19 protein-coding genes are annotated in these 19,606 nt (G+C 67.8%); 11 read left to right on the forward strand and 8 right to left on the reverse strand.

Annotated elements, in window-relative coordinates:
* Positions 1 to 34: 34 nt before the first annotated feature.
* The 3 genes from AC1DB8_RS14380 (at position 35) to AC1DB8_RS14390 (ending at position 2,397) form a co-directional block, all read left to right on the forward strand.
* On the forward strand, positions 35 to 556 hold the full coding sequence (locus tag AC1DB8_RS14380; RefSeq protein ID WP_476893405.1) for an N-acetyltransferase family protein: 522 nt from the start codon (positions 35 to 37) through the stop codon (positions 554 to 556).
* Positions 557 to 620: 64 nt separating this feature from the next.
* Positions 621 to 1,106: a MarR family winged helix-turn-helix transcriptional regulator gene (locus AC1DB8_RS14385; RefSeq protein WP_476893406.1), complete on the forward strand. Its 486-nt coding sequence runs from the start codon at positions 621 to 623 to the stop codon at positions 1,104 to 1,106.
* 64 nt (positions 1,107 to 1,170) lie between these two features.
* A complete protein-coding gene (locus AC1DB8_RS14390) occupies positions 1,171 to 2,397 on the forward strand; it encodes an MFS transporter (RefSeq protein WP_476893407.1) in 1,227 nt (408 codons plus the stop codon).
* A 77-nt stretch (positions 2,398 to 2,474) separates the two neighbouring features.
* On the opposite strand, the gene AC1DB8_RS14395 is transcribed toward AC1DB8_RS14390, so the two are convergent.
* The 3 genes from AC1DB8_RS14395 to rraA all read right to left on the reverse strand — a co-directional run bounded on the left by AC1DB8_RS14395 (position 2,475) and on the right by rraA (position 6,442).
* The gene (locus AC1DB8_RS14395; protein WP_441419246.1) at positions 2,475 to 3,914 is read right to left on the reverse strand and encodes a sugar porter family MFS transporter; all 1,440 of its coding nucleotides are present in this window, start codon (positions 3,912 to 3,914) and stop codon (positions 2,475 to 2,477) included.
* Between the two features lie 262 nt (positions 3,915 to 4,176).
* A complete protein-coding gene (locus AC1DB8_RS14400; protein WP_476893408.1) occupies positions 4,177 to 5,829 on the reverse strand; it encodes an MDR family MFS transporter in 1,653 nt (550 codons plus the stop codon).
* Positions 5,830 to 5,956: 127 nt separating this feature from the next.
* Entirely contained in the window at positions 5,957 to 6,442 is a 486-nt protein-coding gene (gene rraA, locus AC1DB8_RS14405; protein WP_441419248.1) for a ribonuclease E activity regulator RraA, read from the reverse strand.
* Between the two features lie 103 nt (positions 6,443 to 6,545).
* Between rraA and AC1DB8_RS14410 the strand changes: the two genes are divergently transcribed.
* The 5 genes from AC1DB8_RS14410 (at position 6,546) to AC1DB8_RS14430 (ending at position 11,520) form a co-directional block, all read left to right on the forward strand.
* Positions 6,546 to 7,811 carry an MFS transporter gene (locus AC1DB8_RS14410; RefSeq protein ID WP_441419249.1) on the forward strand — a complete coding sequence of 422 codons (1,266 nt, stop codon included), beginning with the start codon at positions 6,546 to 6,548 and terminating at the stop codon, positions 7,809 to 7,811.
* A 127-nt stretch (positions 7,812 to 7,938) separates the two neighbouring features.
* Complete coding sequence (locus AC1DB8_RS14415; protein ID WP_441419250.1) at positions 7,939 to 8,535, forward strand: TetR/AcrR family transcriptional regulator; 597 nt, start codon at positions 7,939 to 7,941, stop codon at positions 8,533 to 8,535.
* 235 nt (positions 8,536 to 8,770) lie between these two features.
* Positions 8,771 to 9,976, forward strand: a complete 1,206-nt coding sequence (locus AC1DB8_RS14420; protein WP_441419305.1) for an NAD(P)-dependent malic enzyme — start codon at positions 8,771 to 8,773, stop codon at positions 9,974 to 9,976.
* A gap of 35 nt (positions 9,977 to 10,011) precedes the next feature.
* Positions 10,012 to 10,512, forward strand: a complete 501-nt coding sequence (locus tag AC1DB8_RS14425; protein ID WP_441419251.1) for a DUF456 domain-containing protein — start codon at positions 10,012 to 10,014, stop codon at positions 10,510 to 10,512.
* 42 nt (positions 10,513 to 10,554) lie between these two features.
* Positions 10,555 to 11,520 (forward strand): hypothetical protein, encoded by a 966-nt coding sequence (locus tag AC1DB8_RS14430; RefSeq protein WP_441419252.1) that lies wholly within the window; start codon positions 10,555 to 10,557, stop codon positions 11,518 to 11,520.
* A 25-nt stretch (positions 11,521 to 11,545) separates the two neighbouring features.
* Here AC1DB8_RS14430 and AC1DB8_RS14435 read toward each other — a convergent pair whose 3' ends face one another.
* Entirely contained in the window at positions 11,546 to 12,199 is a 654-nt protein-coding gene (locus tag AC1DB8_RS14435) for a LysE family translocator (protein ID WP_441419253.1), read from the reverse strand.
* 104 nt (positions 12,200 to 12,303) lie between these two features.
* On the opposite strand from AC1DB8_RS14435, the gene AC1DB8_RS14440 reads away from it, so the two are divergent.
* Positions 12,304 to 12,759, forward strand: a complete 456-nt coding sequence (locus tag AC1DB8_RS14440; protein WP_175323527.1) for an Lrp/AsnC family transcriptional regulator — start codon at positions 12,304 to 12,306, stop codon at positions 12,757 to 12,759.
* A gap of 9 nt (positions 12,760 to 12,768) precedes the next feature.
* Here AC1DB8_RS14440 and AC1DB8_RS14445 read toward each other — a convergent pair whose 3' ends face one another.
* Positions 12,769 to 13,227, reverse strand: coding sequence for an Lrp/AsnC family transcriptional regulator (locus tag AC1DB8_RS14445; RefSeq protein ID WP_476893436.1), 459 nt, complete (start codon positions 13,225 to 13,227; stop codon positions 12,769 to 12,771).
* Between the two features lie 330 nt (positions 13,228 to 13,557).
* Between AC1DB8_RS14445 and gluQRS the strand changes: the two genes are divergently transcribed.
* Both gluQRS and AC1DB8_RS14455 read left to right on the forward strand, forming a co-directional pair.
* Positions 13,558 to 14,454: a tRNA glutamyl-Q(34) synthetase GluQRS gene (gene gluQRS / locus AC1DB8_RS14450; RefSeq protein WP_476893409.1), complete on the forward strand. Its 897-nt coding sequence runs from the start codon at positions 13,558 to 13,560 to the stop codon at positions 14,452 to 14,454.
* Between the two features lie 9 nt (positions 14,455 to 14,463).
* A complete protein-coding gene (locus tag AC1DB8_RS14455) occupies positions 14,464 to 15,081 on the forward strand; it encodes an HD domain-containing protein (RefSeq protein WP_441419255.1) in 618 nt (205 codons plus the stop codon).
* On the opposite strand, the gene AC1DB8_RS14460 is transcribed toward AC1DB8_RS14455, so the two are convergent.
* From AC1DB8_RS14460 to AC1DB8_RS14470, 3 genes are all read right to left on the reverse strand, one after another.
* Positions 15,078 to 16,376: an ATP-binding protein gene (locus AC1DB8_RS14460; protein WP_441419256.1), complete on the reverse strand. Its 1,299-nt coding sequence runs from the start codon at positions 16,374 to 16,376 to the stop codon at positions 15,078 to 15,080. The genes AC1DB8_RS14455 and AC1DB8_RS14460 overlap by 4 nt on opposite strands.
* A gap of 194 nt (positions 16,377 to 16,570) precedes the next feature.
* The gene (locus AC1DB8_RS14465) at positions 16,571 to 18,157 is read right to left on the reverse strand and encodes an amino acid permease (RefSeq protein ID WP_441419257.1); all 1,587 of its coding nucleotides are present in this window, start codon (positions 18,155 to 18,157) and stop codon (positions 16,571 to 16,573) included.
* Between the two features lie 27 nt (positions 18,158 to 18,184).
* A complete protein-coding gene (locus AC1DB8_RS14470; RefSeq protein ID WP_476893410.1) occupies positions 18,185 to 19,600 on the reverse strand; it encodes an aspartate ammonia-lyase in 1,416 nt (471 codons plus the stop codon).
* Between the last annotated feature and the right edge of the window lie 6 nt (positions 19,601 to 19,606).

Consider the following 19,606-nt stretch of genomic DNA (forward strand, 5'->3'; position numbering starts at 1 on the left):
ACGTTTCATCGTTGCGTCATGGCAAGCTGGGCGGGTGACTACAAATTCGGCGGACCAGGCCGCCCTGCTAACATTCGGCGTCGACGGCGGGACGTTCCGGCTGCGCCCCGCCGCCCGCGCGGACCTGCCCGCCATTCTCCGGCTGCTCGCCGACGACCAGCTGGGCTCCTCGCGCGAGGATGCTGCGGATCTGGCGCCGTACCAGACTGCCTTCGACGCGATCGACGCCGATCCGGCCCACCTGCTGCTGGTGGGGGAACTGACACCGGAGCGCGGCGCCGGGCCCGGGGTGGTGGCGACCTTCCAGCTCAGCTTCCTGCCCGGGCTGTCCCGGCGCGGGTCGTGGCGTGCCCAGCTCGAGGCCGTGCGGGTCGCCGGCGAACTGCGGGGCCAGGGCGTCGGCGCCGCGATGGTGCAGTGGGCGCTCGGGGAGTCGCGGCGGCGTGGCTGTTCCCTGGTGCAACTCACAACGGATAAGTCGCGGACAGCGGCGCACCGATTCTACGAGCGGCTGGGGTTCGCGGCCAGCCATGAGGGCATGAAGCTGCTGCTTTAGCGGCCGTGCCGGCGGCAGCGGCACCATTGACTCTTAGGGCGCCTAACTGTTAGGCTCCCTAAGTATGAGTGAACACCCGCTGCCGGATCCCGGCCTGCTCGTCCTCTCCCGGGATTTCCGGGAAGCCCTGCGCCACAGCATCTACCTGGTCCGGCGCTTGGACGCCGACGGCGAACTCAGCTCTGCCCAGCTCAGCACTCTCAAGATGCTGCTGGACAGCTCCGAAGACAGCGCCCAAGACAGCGCCGGGGCCAACGGCGTGCGGGTGGGTGAGATTGCCCGCAACCTCGGGGTCAAGGTTCCCAGCGCCACCGAGCAGATCATCAAGCTCGAACGGGCCGGGCTGGTCCGGCGTGAGGCGGATCCGGCCGACTCCCGGGCCGTCCGCGTCAAGCTCACCGCCGAGGGCCACGCCGCCGTCGAATCGGCCAACGCCCGCCGCAACGCGGTCATGGCAGGGATCCTCGGCTCACTCACCGATGCGGAACGGCAGGCCCTCGCGGCCGCCATCCCGGTGATCGGCAAGATCAACGAGAGCCTGCAGCCCTGACAGCCAGGCCACTGCCTGCCAGGAACAACGACAGCAAGAACCCACAACCTTAGGAGCGCCCTCCATGGACGGCCAGCTCACGGCCCCCGCGCCGGAAGCAACATCAACCCTTGAGGCCGAAAAAGCCTCGCTACTCAAGCAGCCCAAGGCGGTCTGGGCCACGGCCCTGGCGGCGGTGTTCGCGTTCATGGGAATCGGGCTGGTGGATCCCATCCTGCCCGCCATCGCAAAGAACCTTGACGCCACCCCCAGCCAGGTGTCCCTGCTGTTCACCAGCTACTTCATGGTCACCGCCATCGCCATGCTGATCACCGGCTTCGTCTCCTCCCGGATCGGCGGCAAGCGCACGCTGCTGGCCGGCCTCGCCATCATCGTGGTGTTCGCCTCGCTGTCCGGCCTCTCCGGCAGCGTGACCGAACTAGTCGGCTTCCGTGCCGGCTGGGGGCTGGGCAATGCCCTCTTCGTCGCCACCGCCCTGGCCGTGATCGTCGGCGTCGCCAGCGGCGGCGCCGGGACCGCCATCATCCTCTACGAGGCGGCGCTGGGTCTGGGCATTTCACTCGGCCCGCTGCTGGGCGCCCTGCTCGGTGGGTGGCAGTGGCGGGCCCCGTTCTTCGGCACCGCCGTCCTGATGGCCTCGGCCTTCATCGCCTTGATCGCCCTGCTGCCCAAGACCCCGCTGCCGGAACGGAAGGTCCGGCTCCGGGACCCGCTGCTGGCGCTGGGCCATAAGGGCCTGCGGACGACGGCGGCCAGCGGGCTGTTCTACAACTACGGCTTCTTCACCATCCTCGCCTTCACCCCGTTCATCCTGGGGATGGACGCCTACGGTATCGGCGGCGTGTTCTTCGGCTGGGGTGTCGCCGTCGCCGTCTTCTCGGTGTTTGTCGCCCCCGCGCTGCAGCGGCGCTTCGGGGCTGTCCGCGTGCTGAGCGGCACGCTGGCGCTGCTGCTCCTGGACCTGGCCGGCCTCGGCCTGGCCGCGGGGCACTCGGTGCCCGCCGTCGTCGTCCTCGTGGTGGCCTCCGGCGCCCTGCTGGGGATCAACAACACGATCTACACCGAGCTGGCCATGGGCGTCTCCGACTCGCCGCGGCCCGTGGCCTCGGCCGGGTACAACTTCGTGCGCTGGATGGGCGGCGCACTGGCGCCGTTCGCCGCGGCGCAGCTGGGTGAACACTTCGGGCCCCAGGTTCCGTTCTTCGCCGCGGCGGTCGCCATGGCGCTGGCGATCGCGGTGGTCCTCGGCGGGCGGCGGTACCTGAGCACGCACGAGCCGCACCTGGTCTAACCCGCCGGACCTACAGTTGAGGCCCATGTTCCGCGGAACATGGGCCTCAACTTTTTGTTCGTGCAATGCCGCGGGGGCTACTTCTTGGCGGAACCCTTCGGCACGAACAGCGTCTCCGCGTGCTCCAGCGCCATGCCGTTGGTTTCCGGCACCTTGAACATCACGAAGAAGAACGACGCCGCCGCGAACAAGGCGTACATGGCGTAGGTCAGCGGCAGCGAGGCTGCCGCCATCACGGGGAAGCTCAGCGTGATGGCGAAGTTCGCGATCCACTGGGCGGCCGCGGCCAGGCCCAGGGCGCGGGCGCGGATCCGGGACGGGAAGATTTCACCCAGCAGCACCCAGACCAGCGGGCCCCAGGAGGCGCCGAAGCTGATCACGAAGACGTTGGCGGCCACCAGGGCGGCTGGGCCCCAGGCGCCCGGGAGCGTGATCGCATCGCCGGATCCGGTGGCGGATCCGAAGGCGAAGGCCATGGTCGCCAGCGAGACGGCCATGCCGATGGAACCCGCCAGCATGATGGGGCGGCGGCCGATCCGGTCCACCAGTGCGATGGCGACCAGGGTGACCAGGATGTTGGTGATCGCGGTCGCCACGGAAATCGTGAGCGAGTCCTTCTCCTGGAAGCCCACAGCTTTCCAGAGCGTCGTGGAGTAGTAGAAGATCACGTTGATGCCGACGAACTGCTGCAGCACCGACAGGATGATGCCGATCCACACCACCGGCTGCAGGCCAAGCGCCTTGCCGCGCAGGGAGCCCTTCTGGCCGGCGAGCTTGTCCTCCTCGATGGCCTTCTTGATGTCACGCAGGTGGCGGTCGGTGTCCTCGTCCGGCGCGATGGATTCGAAGACCTTGAGGGCGTCCTCGTCCTTGCCCTTGAACACGAGGAACCGCGGCGATTCGGGAAGCGTGAAGGCGATCCAGCCGTAGACGACGGCCGGGACGGCGCCGGCAATGAACATCCAGCGCCAGGCCTCGATGCCGAACCACAGGTTCTGGTCGGCGCCGCCGGCGAAGTTGGCGAACACGGCGTCGGAGAGCAGCGCCGCGAAGATACCGGTGGTGATGGCGAGCTGCTGCAGCGACGCCAGCCGGCCGCGCACGTGGCGGGGTGAAATCTCGGAGATGTAGGCCGGGGCGATCACCGAGGCGAGGCCGATTCCCAGGCCCCCGACGAGGCGCCAGAAGATCAGGTCCCAGACGCCGAACGCGAAGCCGGTGCCGAAAGCGCTGACCAGGAACAGCAGCGCGCCGAGCTTCATGGCGGGGATGCGGCCGTAACGGTCCGCGACCTTGCCGGCCAGGTAGGCGCCGGCCGCGCAGCCAAGCAGGGCGACGGCGACGGCGAACCCGGTCACGGCCTCGCTGAGCGCGAATTCTTCCTTGATGGCGTCGACTGCGCCGTTGACAACCGAGGAATCGAAGCCGAAGAGGAAGCCGCCAACGGCGCCCGCCACGGCCAGCCAAATGACCCGCTTGGGGATCTTGGCGACGGTCTGGTCTTGGGTGGTGGTCATGTGGCTCCCTCGGCAATTCGTGGTCAGCGGCTCACGCCGCAGCTACCCAGTCTGACACCGGGGATGCCGCGATGCACGTCACAGGACGGGAAAATGAGAGCAAGCTTACAATTCCGGAGGAGATGCGCCGCGCGGCCCACCTGCGGCGTCACGCCGGACCCACTTTCGACGTCGGCGGACCTGGAAGGCCGCGTCCCGGCGGCCAAAAGCGTGGGCAGGCAGTCCAAAAGACTGCCTGCCCTGACGTGCTGCGGCGTGTGCCCTAGTGCGCGGGGACTGCCTCCTTGGCGGCGGCCTTCGGGTCCGTGAGCTTTTTGTTCGGCAGCGCGAAGCTGATCAGGAAGGCGATGCCGGTGAGCACGGCGGCGGTGAGCATGACGGCGTCGATCGACTGGGCGAATCCTTCGGTGATCGGCCGGGTCAGGCTGGCGTTCGCGGTGTGCAGCCAGCTTGTGTCGTTCAGCGAGTCGTTGCTGGCGCCGTTCTTGAAGAACTCGTAAAGCTTGGCGTTCGCGGGGTCGGCGGCAACGGCCGGGTCCTTGAGCACTTTGAGGTAGTCCGCGTTCTGCGCGGCGGCTTTCATGCCGGTGGCGATCTTGTCCGCTGCGAGGCTGAACAGCATCGAGATGAACACCGCGGTCCCCACGGCACCGCCCATGGAGCGGAAGAACGCGGCGGAGGAGGTGCCCACGCCCATGTCCTTGGCCGGAACGGAGACCTGCATGGCGAGGGTGAGCGGCTGCATGCAGAAGCCCAGGCCCAGGCCAAAGAACACAGCAATCGCGCCGGGGACCCAGAGCGGCGTATCCACGCCCAGCGAGAGTCCCATAACGACGGCGGCCGCGGTCAACACGGCGGTGCCCAGGATCGGGAAGATCCGGTAGGTGCCGGACGCCGAAATGGTCCGGCCGGCCGTGATGGACCCGGTGAGGATGCCCACCGTGAAGGTGATCATCATGAGCCCGGCCTCGGTGGGGGTGAGGCCCTTGACCAGCTGGAGGTACATCGGCAGCATCGCGATCGCACCGAACATGCCGACGCCGATGATGAAGTTCAGCAGCGAGGAGAGCCCGAAGGTGATGTTCTGGAACAGCCGGAGGGGGATCAGGGCGTAGTCGCCGGCGCGCTTCTCGGCCAACAGGAACGCGACGATGCCGATGATGCCGAGTCCGTAGCAGAGGAAGGCCCCGGTGGAGCTCCAGCCCCAGGTCCGGCCCTGTTCGGCGACGAGCAGCAACGGCACGATCGCCAGGGTGATGGCGGCGGCGCCCCAGTAGTCGATCTTCTGCTTCAGGTGCTTGGCCGGCAGGTGCAGGTAAAGGAAGACGACGGCGAGGGCGGCCAGGCCGATCGGGATGTTGATGAAGAAGACCCAGCGCCAGCCGTCAAAGCCCAGGATGTTGGCGGAACCGGCAAAGGCGCCGCCGATCACCGGGCCCAGCACGGAGGAGATGCCGAAGACGGACATGAAGTAGCCCTGGAACTTGGCGCGGTCCTTCAGCGCCACGATGTCGCCGATGATGGTCAGCGCGAGGGCCAGCAGGCCGCCGGCGCCCATGCCCTGGATGCCGCGGGCGATCGCGAGCTCGGTCATCGAGTGGACCGAGCCGGCGTAGAGCGAGCCGGCCAGGAAGATCAGGATCGCGGCGAGGTAGAGCGGCCGCCGTCCGAAGATGTCGCTGAGCTTGCCGTAAAGCGGCGTGCTGACGGTGGAGGTGATCAGGTACGCCGTCGTTGCCCAGGCCTGCAGCGAGAGGCCGTCCAGGTCGTTGGCGATGGTGTAGATCGACGTGGACACGATCGTCTGGTCCAGGGAGGACAGGAACATGCCGAGCATGAGGCCCACCATGACGGTGATGGTCTGACGGTGCGTCAAGACCTCTCCGGGCAGGTGTGAGGACGTGGTTTTGGACATAACCGCTCCAAGGGGAAGTTTTTTGGGGTCAAGCAGGAAGGTTGCTTTCAGTAACTATCTTAGGGCCTGCTTTGTTCCCGCCCGCACCGGCTCCTTGGGCGTTGCCGTCCAGTTCCCGCCCACCCGCTCAGCGTTCCAGCAGGATGCCGTCCGGGTCGCACCAGATCAGCTGGCCGGGCCGGACGGCGACGCCGTCGATGTCCAGCTCGACGTCGGCCTCCCCGGCGCCTGCCTTGGCGCTCTTGCGCGGGTTGCTGCCGAGCGCCTTAACCCCGAGCGGCAGGCCGGCGACCGCCACCCGGTCCCGGATGGCACCGTTGATCACGACGCCGGCCCAGCCGTTCTCCACGGCGCTCGCCGCGATCAAATCCCCCATCAGCGCGGTGCGCAGCGAGCCGCCGCCGTCGACCACCAGGACGGCGCCGTTGCCCGGCGTGCCCAGCATGGCCTTGACCAGGGCGTTGTCCTCGAAGCAGCGGATGGTCCGGACCGGTCCGCTGAAGTGGGTGTGGCCGCCGAGCGACTGGAACTGCAAGGAGATGGAGTCCAGCTCCTCGCCACGCTCGTCGTAGAGGTCGGCGGTGTTGACGGGATTTGAGGGCTGGTCTGGCACTGGTTCTCCTTGGCTGGGTGAATAGGTGGTGGGCGTTGCTGCCCACGATAGTCTGGGCCCACACTGATCATCAGCTTCAGTCACCAGTTCCGGGGGGAACCACATGAGCCTGTCCAATGCCGCGGCACCGGCCCTTGCCGAGCCGGAACGCCGTGTCCGCCCGGTCTGGACGGCGGGTGTGGTCTTGGTCAACGTGGGCATTAATGCGGCCTTCTTCGGCCCGCTGCAGGTGCTGCTCGGCCAGCAGGCGGCGGCCTTCAACGAGGGCGAAAAGGAGGCAATCCTGGCCCTCGTGACCGGGGCGGGGGCGGCCGTCTCGCTCGTGGCCAACCCGTTGTTCGGCGCCTTGAGCGACCGGACGGTTGCGCGCCGCGGCCGCCGCGTGCCGTGGGTCCTCTTCGGTGCCATTCTTGGCGCGGCCGCCCTCACGGCGCTCGCCGGCGCCCCGAATGTCGCCGTCATGACCATTCTCTGGTGCCTCGTGCAGGCCGGCTGCAACGGAGCCTACGCCGCCATCACCGCCGCCATCCCGGACCGGGTGCCGGTACCGCAGCGCGGCACCGTGGGCGGGCTCGCCGCAATGGGCCAGACCGTGGGCATCCTGATCGGCGCCGTGATCGCCGCCGTCGTCTCCGGCAACTTCGCGCTCGGCTACGCGTTCTGCGCCGTGGCGCTGCTGGCCGGCGTCGGACTGTATTTCTTCCAGAACGACGACGTCGCGCTGCCGCGGCACGGCCGCCCGCCGTTCAAGCTGGGCGAATTTGCCAGGAGTTTCTGGATCTCCCCGGCCCGATACCCGGATTTCGCCTGGGCCTGGCTCACCCGCCTGCTCGTGAACATCGGCAACCACATGGTGACGCTGTACCTGCTGTTCTTCCTCACCGACGCCGTGCGCCTGCCCCAGACGCAGGGCATCGAGGCGGAGTTCGGCGTCCTGATCCTCACCGGCCTGTACGCGGTCATGGTGATCATCACGAGTGTGATCGGCGGCCGGCTCAGTGACCGGATGGGCCGGCGCAAGCCGCTCGTTATCCTCTCCTCGGCCGTCATCGCGGCGGCCGCGCTGATCCTCGCCTTCGCACCGACCTGGCCGGGGGCGCTGATCGGCGCCTCGGTGCTGGGCATCGGCTTCGGCTCCTACCTCGCCGTGGACTTCGCCCTGATTACCGAGGTGCTGCCGACGGCGCTGAACCGAGGCAAGGACCTGGGGGTCATCAACATCGCCAATTCGCTGCCGCAGGTGATCGCGCCGCTTATCGCCTACCCCTTCGTGGCGCTCTGGGGAGGGTACGTTTCGCTGTACGTCGCGGCCGCGGTGATCGGCCTGCTCGGCGCTGTCTTCGTGGTCAAGATCAAGGGCGTGGACTAGGCGTTCCGGGGGTCCGTGTGACTGGCAAACGGCCCCACACCGTGCCGTATAGTGGACGGGATCGCCGAGGCAGTGCTGTGGACTAACCCTCCCGGCTGCCGAGAAAAACGACCCCGGAACGCTGCTGATGCCTGAATTTCCTTCAGATCTTCCACCAATGGCCCCGCCGCCCACCCTGCCCCGGCAGCGCCTGCGCTATGCGCGGATCCTCGACGTCGCAGCCGGCTTTGCCCGCAAGGGACTCGACTCCGTGGTTCTCTCCGAGGTGGCAGCCAGGGCGGACGTACCGCTGGGCACCCTGTACCGCTATTTCCCCTCCTCGGCGCAGCTGATGCTGGCCCTGTACCGCAAGCAGCTCGGCGAGCTGCACCTTGGCGAATGGCCGGCGGGGACCAGGGTGCCGGTGCACGCCCTGGTGGGCGCGGTGATGGAAATCTTCCACATGCGCCTCATGCAGCCTGCAGTGGAGCAATGCCTGACCCGCGCGGTCTACGCGAAGGACACGGACACCACCCGCCTGCTGCGGGACATTGACGCGACGGCGGAGAAAGCAGTGACCGCGGTCAGCGGCGACCCCGCCGTCTCGCGGGTCCTGCTGCTCACCGTCACCGGCCTGGTGCAGTCCGTCCGCTGCCGCCGGCTCTCGCTCTTCGAGGCCGAAGAGGACCTGAAGAAGGCCTGCTCCCTGCTGTCCCGGGGGCGCCAGGCCGCCCAGCCGGTCTAGACCAGTTACCGGAATGTGTCCGGCCGAATCTCCGGCCGGCGACCGCGTTGCTTACCATGGCAGAACCGGAGCGGCGCGAGCGCCAGCACTTCCGGAGCTTCACCCGCAGGCCCGCCACCCCGGGGCCGCCGCCGGAGTTCCGCCAGACCATCTCGGGCACCCTGTGCCCCAGCAGCCAAGTGCCGTATGCCCACGGTGAGCCCCAGGAGACAACGACGTGTCCATTGAAACGACCATTCCCGCCGAACCCACTGCCCCCGAAGGGGCCGCAGAAGCGCCGGTAGCGGCGCTTAGCGACGAGGAGATCTTCGCCTCCCACCAGGGCGGCAAGCTCTCGATTTCCAGCACCGTCCCGCTCGCCAGCAAGCGCGATCTGTCCATCGCCTACACGCCCGGCGTCGCCCAAGTTAGCCGCGCCATCGCAGCCAACCCGGAACTGGCCAAGACCCTCACCTGGGCCCAGCGCCTCGTGGTCGTGGTCAGCGACGGCACCGCAGTGCTCGGACTTGGCAACATCGGCGCCAGCGCCTCGCTGCCCGTCATGGAAGGCAAGTCCGCCCTCTTCAAGGCGTTCGGCGACCTCGACTCCATCCCGCTTGTCCTCAACACGACCGACGTCGACGAGATCGTCGAGACTCTGGTCCGGCTGCGTCCCAGCTTCGGCGCGGTTAATCTTGAGGACGTTTCGGCGCCGCGCTGCTTCGAACTCGAGGAAAAGCTGATCGAAGCCCTCGACTGCCCTGTCATGCACGATGACCAGCACGGCACCGCCGTCGTCGTCCTCGCCGCGCTGACCGGTGCCGCGAAGGTGACGGCCCGCGAGCTCAAGGGACTCCGCGTGGTGGTTTCCGGTGCCGGCGCGGCCGGGATTGCCGTCGCCGAAATCCTGCTGACCGCCGGCATCGACGACGTCGTGCTGCTGGACTCCCGCGGCGTGATCAACCGGGACCGCGCGGACATCGCCGCGGACCCGGCCAGCAAGAAGGCCCAGCTGGCCGTCCGCAGCAACCCCCGCGGCGTCTCCGGCGGCCCCGGCGAGGCGCTCCTCGGCGCGGACGTGTTCATCGGCGTCTCCTCCTCCCGGCTGGACGAGGAGCACTTGAAGCTGATGAACCACAGTTCGATCGTTTTTGCCCTTTCCAACCCGGATCCCGAAGTGCTGCCGGAGGTCGCGTCCAAGTATGCGGCCGTCGTCGCCACGGGCCGCAGCGACTTCCCCAACCAGATCAACAATGTGCTTGCGTTCCCAGGCATCTTCCGCGGCGCCCTCGACGCCGGTGCCCGCCGCATCACTCCGGCGATGAAACTCGCCGCGGCCCGCGCCATCGCGGACCTGGCCGAGGACGATCTCTCTGCCGACTACATCGTGCCGAGCCCGCTGGACCCGCGTGTGGCCCCGGCCGTGTCGGCGGCCGTAGCCGCGGCGGTGGAGGCGGAATAACCAGCCGCCGCCGTGGCCAACCCTAAACTGGGGGCATGAACCCCGAGATCATCGTGACCGTCCTCTGCGGGCTCGCCATTCTGGTGGGCGTGGCGGGCATCGTCATCCCTGTGCTCCCCGGCAGCATCCTGATCGGCCTCAGCCTGCTGGCCTGGGCCCTGTGGGGCGGTGCCGGAACCACCGGCTGGGTGGTCTTTGGCGTTGGCCTGGCCTTGGTGCTGGCGGGAATGGCGGCCAGCGCCGTGCTGACCGGCCGCAAACTCAAGGAACACCGCATTCCCAGCCGCAGCGTGGTGACAGGCCTGGTCTTTGGGGTGGCGGGCATGTTCCTCATCCCGGTGGTAGGACTCTTCGTGGGGTTCGCCGCCGGCCTGCTACTCAGCGAATCCCACCGCACCCGGGATTTCCGGTCCGCCATGACCACCAGCTGGGCGGCCTTGAAGGCCACCGGTGTGGGCATGCTGGTGGAGTTCGGTCTGGCTTGCCTTGCCGCGAGCACCTGGGTGATCGGCGTCTGGGTGGCTGCCGCCAGTTAGCCCTTCCACCGGCTGCCAAGGGTGCACTACTAGCATGGAAGAATGAGCGCCGGACAGTCCCCAGGACCCATCTATCGCGACACCCGTGACCTCACCCCGTTCGGCGTCCCGCAGGTCCGCACGCCGGTGCGGGACATCGCAGACGGCGTCGGCGGCATCCTGCATACCGCCCTGGGCGGCCGGAACGGGGCGCTGCTCAGCGTGGACGGCGCCACCCCCCGGCTCAAGCGGATGCCCGGAAAAGCGGCGAAGGCGGTGTACGAGGCGACCTTCCACAACACCGACCCCAACCGGCTGATCGCCTTGGGCCGCGCCTACCCGGGCTGGGCCGGGCTTTGCTACGTGCTGGCTGGTCTCCTGGCGCACAAGCAGGGCGGCTACCTGCGGGCCTCGGAGCTCCTCCAGCGCGGACTCACCACCGGGAACGACGACGACGCCAACCGGTTCGCGTCCGGCTATCTGACCCGTGTGGTCACCCGGGTCGAAGTAGCCGAGCGCATCGAGGTTCCGGTTCTCTTCAGCGAGGAAGCGGTGTTCCTCGCACTTTCGCACTCCCTGCGGGAGACAGGCCACCTGGAGGCAGCGCTGCAAACCGTGGCCTCGCTTCCGCCGTCGCTGCCCGCGGCCCTGGCCCGGTGCTCGGTGGCGTTCTCGATGGGCCGGGACAAGGAAGTGATGGTCTGGACGGAGGGGCTGCTGAATGCCGACGACCTCTCGGCCGCGCTGCTGCTGATCCGCGCCCGGTCACTGCGCCGCCTTGGTGCCGCGGCGGCCTCCCAAGCGGCGGTGAAGGAAGTTCTCCGGCGGCGGAAGACCCACCTGGCACTCCGAAATGATGCCCTGACCGACCGCGCCTTGCTGCTCCTGGACAACGGCCGCAAATCACTGAATCCCCGCGACTGGCTGCGCGGCCGGCCCGCCCAGCTGGAAACTTTCGAGGTCATCCGCAAGGACGTGGAGGAACGCAGGCTTTGGGAACAGGAATGGAAGCAGTTGAACGGGGAATGATGCCGTCCTGGCGGTTGCCGGAAGGCTACTGCCAGATGGTCTGCGCAGCCAGCGGCACCAGCTGTTCGCCCAGCAGCACCAGGCCCAGCGCCACCATGATGATTCCGCTGGCCAGCGTCACCCGGCGGGCAGCGCCGGGCCGGGTGTGCAGGAGCTTCCGGGCCAAGAGCGCCACGCAGCTGTAGACCACGGCCACCAACAGGACAAAAGTGAGCCCCAGCAGGCCGGACTGCAGCGGCACGGACAAGGCGGCGTCGGTGCTGACGAACTGCGGGACCAGGGCAACGAAGAAGAGCAGCCCCTTAGGGTTGATGCCGCTGGTGCCCATGCCCTGCAGGAAGACCCGGAACTGGTTGGCCTGGGCCGGCGCGGTGGCGGCTTGGCCGCCGAAGCTGGCGCCCCGCCAGGAGCGTACCGTGCTGACGCCGAGCCAGAGCAGGTAGCCCGCGCCCGCCACCGTAAGCCAGCCCAGGAGCCCGGGCATGCCCGTGATCACGGCGGCCAGCCCGGCGGCCAGGAGTGCGGTGTGTACGACGTAGCCGCCGCAGAGGCCGGCCACTGCGGGCACGAAACTGCGGTCCTTGAGCCCGGCGGCGATGGAGTAGGCCCAGTCGACGCCCGGGGTGCAGGCGAGGGCCACGGCGACGCCGATGAAGGCGAGGAACAGCTGGGGGTTCACGACGGACTCCTGACGGTGGGCTCTAGGAGTAAGCCTAGGAATTTTCGGGCCAAAAGTGCTTACTGATTTCGCCCGTAAAGCCGTGCCGACGGTAAGGTTATTGCGTGATTGACCATATTGACAGAAGTATTTTGCGCAACCTCCGTGAAGACGGCCGGATGACTGCCACGGCGCTCGCGGCGAAGGTCGGGCTCACCGTGGCGCCGTGCCACCGGAGGCTTCGCGAGCTGGAGACGTCCGGCGTCATCCGCGGTTACCGCGCCGACATCGATCCGGCCGCCGTCGGGCTGGGCTTCGAAGCGATTGTGTTTGTCACGCTGCGTCAGGTGGACCGCGCCACCATGGAGATCTTCGAGAACCGCGTGGCGGAGAACCCCAACATCGTCGAGGCCCAGCGGCTCTTCGGCGAGCCGGACTATCTGCTCAAGGTCATTGCAGAGGACCTCCCGGCGTACCAGCGCTTTTACGACGCCGAGCTGACCTCGCTGCCCGGCGTCGAGCGTCTAACCTCGACGCTGGTCATGAAGAACCTGAAAGCGAATACCGGCCCGCCCGTGTGATCCGGGCGGTTAGCCTTCCAGCAGCCCTGTGGTCCGGTAGGGGATGACCTCGCGCAGGAACATGCTGGTGGACGTCCGCACAATCCCCGGACACAGCCGGATTTCCTCGGAAACCCGGTAGAGATCGTCGGGGCTCGTGGCGACCACCCGGATCAGCAGGTCGGTGTCGCCTGCGGGCGCATGGCATTCGAGCACCTCCGGGATGTTCCGTAACGCGGCGATCGCCTCATCCAGGTGGCTCTGGTCCAGTTCGGCGCTCACCGCCGCTGCCACTCCGCGACCCAGTGCGGAGGGCAGTACCCGGCTGCTGTTCGGGCGGAGCGCGCCCGACGCCGTCATCCGCTCGAGCCGGGACTGGACAGTTCCGCGGGCCAGGCCCAGTTTCTGGGCCAGCACCATGATGGGGACCCGCGGGTCAGCATCCAGGGCCAGGAGGATCCGGCGATCCGTCGAGTCGAGCTGCTGCAATCTGACCACTTCCTGCCAATAGTCGAAGCTCTCAATGGTCAATCTGACCAACGAGCGCGGTGCCTGTTGCACCAACTGTATGGCTACTGCTCAAATAGTGGCAACAAGGGATGCGGGCCACCGCCGGCACCCGAAGGCTACAGATCCCCCGGCACACCTCCCGGACCCTGGATGAGGCATCCCGCAAGGAGCCCGCCGCTGATTGACTCTTGTTCACGCATCGTCTTTCCGCACACCCTTAACGGCAAGAGCCCCTGAGCCCCCGACGTCGGATGTCCGAAGTCATCGGTGGCTGAGGGGCTCTTGTGTTGCGCCGCATAGGCTTGTCCCATGACATCAGCCGGACGCTTCGCCCCCAGCCCCTCCGGCGAGCTGCACGTGGGCAACCTCCGTACGGCCATCCTCGCGTGGCTCTTTGCCCGGTCTACCGGCCGACGCTTCCTGATGCGGGTCGAGGACCTGGACCGCGCCCGCGCGGGTGCCGAGGCCGGGCAACTCCGTGATCTGGCGGCGATCGGCGTGGACTGGGACGGCGGCGTCGTCCGTCAGACGGACCGGGAGCACCTCTACGCCGCCGCGATCGACCGGCTGACCGCGGCCGGGCTGACCTACGAATGCTTCTGTACCCGCCGCGAAATCCAGGAGGCGCCGTCCGCCCCGCACGCCCCGCAGGGCGCGTACCCGGGCACCTGCCGGAACCTGGGCGAGGCCGAGCGTGCGAGCAAACGGGCGGTCCGGCCTGCGGCGGTCCGGCTCCGCGCGGCCGTCGCCGAGGCGACTGTTCGGGACGTGCTGCACGGCAGCTTCACCGGCGTGGTGGATGACTTCGTGCTCCGCCGCAATGACGGGGTCACCGCCTACAACCTGGCCGTGGTGGTGGATGATGCCGCGCAGGGGGTCGACCAGGTGGTCCGCGGCGATGATCTGTTGCCATCCACTCCGCGGCAGGCCTACCTGGCCTCCCTCTTGAATATTCCCGTTCCGGAATATGCCCACGTGCCGCTGGTGTTGAACGCCGACGGCGCCCGGCTGGCCAAGCGTGACGGTGCGGTGACGCTCGCGGATCTTGCTGCCGTGGGGGTCGCCGTCGATGAGGTGCGGGACGCGCTGCTGGAATCCCTGGGTTTGCCTGCGGGATCCCTGCGGCAGGCGCTGGCCGTGTTCGATCCCGCGGGCCTGCCGCGGGAGCCGTGGGTGTGGCCGGGGATGGGCGGCCCCGACGCGTAGGCTGGAAGCATGTCAGAACCAGAGTTCATGGAAGCGGCCGCGCCGAAGACCGGGTTTACCGTCGAGACGGCCAGGGTCCTCGCCGAGGTGGCCCACAACCGGCAGAAGGACAAGCTCAAGCGGCCCTACCGCGAGCATGTGATCGCCGTCGGCGATGCGCTGGCCGACTTCGATGACGACATCCGGATCGCCGGATACCTGCACGACATCGCCGAGGACACTCCGATGACGCGGCAGGCGCTGCTGGAGATGGGGGTCCCCGAACGGGCCGTGGACATCATCGAGCGGGTCACGAAGCGGCTGCACGAGAACCCGGACGACTACCAGGCCGGCATCCGCTATATCGCCGAGGACCACGATGCCACCCTGGTCAAGATCGCCGACAATGCGCACAACTCCCTGCCCGAACGGGTCAAGGCGCTGGCGGAGAAGTGGCCGGACAAGCCGCCGGTCACCCGCTACGACGAGGCCCGGCCGGTGCTGTACGCCGCGGTTCCGGTGGAGGAAACCCGCAAGATCCTGGCCCGGATCAACCCGTGGTTGCTCGAGGAGCTCGATGACATGCTCGACGAGGCCGACGACACCGACTACGAGAACCTCTCCTACGACGGCAACCCGGAGGGCTAGACCCGGCCCAGCAGGTCGATGTCCTCGAGGAACTCCTGCTGCACTTCCGCGCTGACGGTGGTCCGGGTGTCCGCGATCGCGTCGAGGTAGTCCTGCGTCGCCGGGCCCTTCCGGACCGCCTCGCGGACGGACGCGCCGCCGTCGTCGTACACGGCTTTCTCAAGCGCACGCTGGGAGGCGCTCCGGGCGGCGTATTCGATGTCGGCGGGAGAGAAGCCCTCAGTGCGATCCACCAGCAGCTCCACGTCCACATCGTCCACGACGGTGGCGGGGATGAAGCGCTGCCACATGGCCTCGCGGGCCAGGCGGTCCGGCAGGCCGATCGGGATGACGTAGTCGAAGCGGCCGTGGCGCAGGAACGCGGAATCCAGGGCGCGGATGAAGTTGGTGGCGCAGACCAGCAGCCGGCCGGGCTGTTCGCGGAAGGCCGGAATGATCTTCAGCAGCTCGTTGGTGACGCCCTGCAGCGGCGACGGCGGCTCGCCGGAGCGCTGCGAGGCGATCTCCTCCACCTCGTCGATGAACACGACGGCATGCTCCAGCTCGGCAATCTCCAGGAAGGTCTCGCGCAGGGCCCCGGCCAAGCCCAACGGGTCGGCGGCGAGCCGGGAGGGGAAAACCTCCACAAAGGGCCACTCCAGCCGGGACGCAATCGCCTTGGCGAAGGTCGTCTTGCCGGTGCCCGGAGGGCCGAACAGCACGACCGCGCGCGGCGGGACCACGCCATACTCGTCGGCCAGGTCGGCTTCGGCCAGCGGCAGGACGAGTCGGCGCTCCAGGAGTTCCTTCTCGTTGCGCATGCCGGCGACGTTTTCCCAGAGGTCGCGGGCCAGGATCCGCCCGCCCAGCTGGCTCAGCGGCTCGAGTTCCTGGCGCTGCACCGGGATCTTGCGTTCAAAATAGCGCAGGTTCTTCTTCAGCACGAAGCCGCGGCTCAGGAAGGCCTCGACGCGGGTTTCGGACTCCGGCATGAGGGCGGAGAGCTTGTTCAGCCCGTGCGGGGCCATCCGGTTTTCCACGGAGGCCAGCAGCGAGGTGCCGATTCCGCGGCCGCGGAACTCGGGCAGGGTGGCCAGGAAGACGATCCAGCCCTGGTCGTGCGCGGCGCGGCCGACGGCGGCACCCACCACCTGCTCGCCCTGCACCGCGACGACGGCGTGGTCCTTCTCGCACGAGGCCAAGACCTCGGAGAGTGCGTAGACCGGCTCGACATTCGTGGCCTTGAGGGATTCCCAGAGGTGCAGGATCCCGTCCAGGTCGGCCGAATGGAAATCCCTGATCCGCCAGTTGGTCATGAGGTGTCTCCCGGGTGGTTCGTCGCTGAGCCAAGTGGAACTGTTGTTCCGAGCTTAGGCGACAGGCACCCGGCGGGAGCGCTCCGGTACTCTCCGTTACGCCGCCCGTCCACCCAACTAGCTCGCAGTTGTTGTCGTTTTGAGCCCTGAAAACGACAACAAGTGCGAGCTAGTTGGGCGGCGGCGGCCCGGTTCTATTCGTTCCCGGAGTTCCCGGAGTTCCCGGAAGGCCGGTTGGCCACCAGCGGGTACGGCCCGGTGAAGCCGTCGCGGACCGCGGCGATCTCCAGGATGCGGTGCCGGCAGAGGCGCCACCCGAGCATCAGAAGCGGGACGATGACCACAAGGGACGCTATGGTCCAGGTCCCCACCGGCGAGTCGAACGCCATCAGGACCAGCACCGCGAGCAGGAACGCGAGCGTAATCCAGCCTGTGACGGGTGCGCCGGGCATCCGGAACGCGGGCCGGAGCAGTTCCCCGCGGGCTGCCAGCCGGGCAAGCTGCATCTGGCACAGGACGATCATGGCCCAGGTGCTGATGATACCCAGCGACGCAACGTTCAGGACGATCTCGAAGGCCTCGGCCGGGACCACGGCGTTCAGGATGACGCCCAGCACGGCCACGCCGGCAGTGAGGGCGATTCCGCCGTAGGGCACGCCTGCCTTGTTCATCCGGGCGGCGAACTTCGGCGCGGACCCTGAAACGGACATGGACCGCATAATCCGGCCGGTGGAGTACAGGCCGGCGTTGAGCGAGGAGAGGGCCGCGGTCAGGACCACCAGGTTCATGATGGCGTCCACGCCGTCCACACCAATGGAACCGAAGAACGTCACGAACGGGCTTTCACCGGCCTTGTAGGAGCTGTAGGGGAGCAGCAGCGAGAGCAGCACGAGTGAGCCGACGTAGAACACGGCGATGCGTACGATCACGGTGTTGATGGCGCGCGGCATGATCTTTTCCGGGTTTTCCGTCTCGCCCGCCGCCGTGCCGATCAGCTCGATCGATGCGTAGGCGAACACAACGCCCTGCATCACCACGATTGCCGGCAGCAGGCCGTTGGGGAACAGGCCGCCGTTGTCCGCGATCAGGGTGAAGCCGACCTCCTGGCCGGCGACGGGGGTGCCGAAGATGACGAAGTAGATGCCGACTATCAAAAAGGACACGAGCGCCACGACCTTGATGAGCGCGAACCAGAATTCGAGCTCGCCGAACACCTTCACGCTGATGAGGTTCAGGCCCAGCACCAGGATCAGGGCGGCAAGGGCCCAGGTCCATTGCGGTACATCTGCGATCGGCGCCCAGTACTTCTTGAAGAAGTTCATGTACAGCGCGACGGCGGTGATGTCCACGATCGCGGTCATGGCCCAGTTCAGCCAGTACAGCCAGCCGGTGACGAACGCGGCCTTCTCGCCGAAGAATTCGCGGGCGTAGGAGACGAAGGAGCCTGATGACGGCCGGTGCATCACGAGTTCGCCGAGTGCGCGCAGGATCATGAACGCGAAGAACCCGCAGAGGGCGTAGCTGATGATCAGGGCCGGTCCGGCGGTGGCGAGTCGGCCGCCGGCGCCCATGAACAGGCCGGTGCCGATGGCGCCGCCGATCGCGATCATCTGGACCTGCCGTGGTTTCAGGCCTTTGTGGTAGCCCTGGTCTTCGGCATGGAGTGCGGCCTCGGAGGCGTGGGCATGCGCCGGAATGGTGTGGTCGGAGATGCCCTGCTGTGGGGTTGGCTGTTCTTGGGCCGGCGGTTTTTGGGCGCGGGCAGTCTCTGGATAGGTCATGGGGGTCCTTCGGGGTTCGAGGGGGCGCTACTTGCTCAGGTTGGCCAGTCGCTGCGGGCTGAGCAGTTCGGTGAGCTGCTCGGCGGTGAGCAGCCCGTGTTCGAGTACGAGTTCCGCGACTCCCTTGCCGGTGGCGAGGGCTTCCTGCGCGATCGCCGTGGCGGTCGCGTAGCCCAGCTGCGGGTTGAGGGCGGTGACGAGGCCGATTGACTGTTCCACCGTCAGGCGGAGCCGTTCGGTATTGGCGGTGATACCCCGGACGCAGCGGGCCGTGAGGGTGCGGCAGGCGGCTTCCAGGTGCGAGATGCTCTTGTGGAGGCTGTGGACGATGATCGGTTCGAAGGCGTTGAGCTGGAGCTGGCCGGCTTCTGCGGCCATGGTGATGGTGACATCGTTGCCGATGACCTCGTAGGCCACCTGGCTGACCACCTCCGGGATGACCGGGTTGATCTTGCCGGGCATGATGGAGGAGCCGGACTGCACGGCCGGAAGGTTGATTTCGCCGAAGCCGGCGCGCGGGCCGGAGGAGAGCAGCCGGAGGTCGTTGCAGATCTTGGACAGTTTCACGGCCACCCGCTTCAGCACCCCGGAGAGGTGCACGAAGGCGCCGACGTCCTGGGTGGCCTCGATCAGGTCCGCCGCCGTGACCAATGGCAGGCCGGTGATCTCGGCAAGGTGCCGACAGGCGGCCTCTGCATAGCCCGCCGGGGCGTTCAGACCGGTGCCGATCGCCGTGGCGCCGAGGTTGATCTCGTGGATCAGCAGGTCGGCTTCGGCCAGCCGGAGCCGGTCCTCGCCGATCGTGACGGCGTAGGTGCCGAACTCCTGCCCCAGCGTCATGGGGACGGCGTCCTGCAACTGGGTGCGGCCCATCTTCACCACCGTGCGGAATTCGACGGCCTTGGCGGCGAAGGCATCTTCCAGCTCGGTGAGGGCTGCCAGCAGTTCCCGGGCGGCGAAGATCGTGCCGAGTTTGACCGCGGTGGGGTAGACGTCGTTCGTGGACTGGCTGAGGTTGACGTGGTCGTTGGGGTGCAGCCGTGCGTAGTCGCCCTTCGGGTGTCCAAGGATTTCCAGGGCCCGGTTGGCGATTACCTCGTTGGCATTCATGTTCGACGACGTTCCGGCACCGCCCTGGATGACGTCCACCACGAACTGCTCGCTGAGTTTGCCGCTCATGACATCGGTGCAGGCGTCCTCGATGGCACGGGCGCGCTCGGCGTCGAGCAGCCCGAGCTCGTGGTTGGTGCGGGCGGCAGCCAGCTTCACGGCGGCCAGCCCTCGGACCAGGTACATGTTGGAGGACAGCGGCTGGCCGGTGATGGGGAAGTTCTCTACGGCCCGAAGGGTGTGGACACCCCAGTAGGCGTCAGCGGGAACATCCCGGTCGCCCAGGAGGTCATGTTCGGAGCGGAAGTCGGCGGGTTCGTCGAGCGGGGTCATGGCGGT

The sequence above is a fragment of the Arthrobacter sp. 10N410 genome, assembly GCF_056394945.1.

Excerpts from the sequence above, each read along its gene's own strand:
- AC1DB8_RS14385 (WP_476893406.1), top strand. The coding sequence starts at position 621 with ATGAGTGAACACCCGCTGCCGGATCCCGGCCTGCTCGTCCTCTCCCGG.
- AC1DB8_RS14390 (WP_476893407.1), top strand. The coding sequence starts at position 1,171 with ATGGACGGCCAGCTCACGGCCCCCGCGCCGGAAGCAACATCAACCCTT.
- AC1DB8_RS14395 (WP_441419246.1), bottom strand. The coding sequence starts at position 3,914 with ATGACCACCACCCAAGACCAGACCGTCGCCAAGATCCCCAAGCGGGTC.
- AC1DB8_RS14400 (WP_476893408.1), bottom strand. The coding sequence starts at position 5,829 with ATGTCCAAAACCACGTCCTCACACCTGCCCGGAGAGGTCTTGACGCAC.
- AC1DB8_RS14410 (WP_441419249.1), top strand. The coding sequence starts at position 6,546 with ATGAGCCTGTCCAATGCCGCGGCACCGGCCCTTGCCGAGCCGGAACGC.
- AC1DB8_RS14415 (WP_441419250.1), top strand. The coding sequence starts at position 7,939 with ATGCCTGAATTTCCTTCAGATCTTCCACCAATGGCCCCGCCGCCCACC.
- AC1DB8_RS14425 (WP_441419251.1), top strand. The coding sequence starts at position 10,012 with ATGAACCCCGAGATCATCGTGACCGTCCTCTGCGGGCTCGCCATTCTG.
- AC1DB8_RS14430 (WP_441419252.1), top strand. The coding sequence starts at position 10,555 with ATGAGCGCCGGACAGTCCCCAGGACCCATCTATCGCGACACCCGTGAC.
- gluQRS (WP_476893409.1), top strand. The coding sequence starts at position 13,558 with ATGACATCAGCCGGACGCTTCGCCCCCAGCCCCTCCGGCGAGCTGCAC.
- AC1DB8_RS14455 (WP_441419255.1), top strand. The coding sequence starts at position 14,464 with ATGTCAGAACCAGAGTTCATGGAAGCGGCCGCGCCGAAGACCGGGTTT.
- AC1DB8_RS14460 (WP_441419256.1), bottom strand. The coding sequence starts at position 16,376 with ATGACCAACTGGCGGATCAGGGATTTCCATTCGGCCGACCTGGACGGG.
- AC1DB8_RS14465 (WP_441419257.1), bottom strand. The coding sequence starts at position 18,157 with ATGACCTATCCAGAGACTGCCCGCGCCCAAAAACCGCCGGCCCAAGAA.
- AC1DB8_RS14470 (WP_476893410.1), bottom strand. The coding sequence starts at position 19,600 with ATGACCCCGCTCGACGAACCCGCCGACTTCCGCTCCGAACATGACCTC.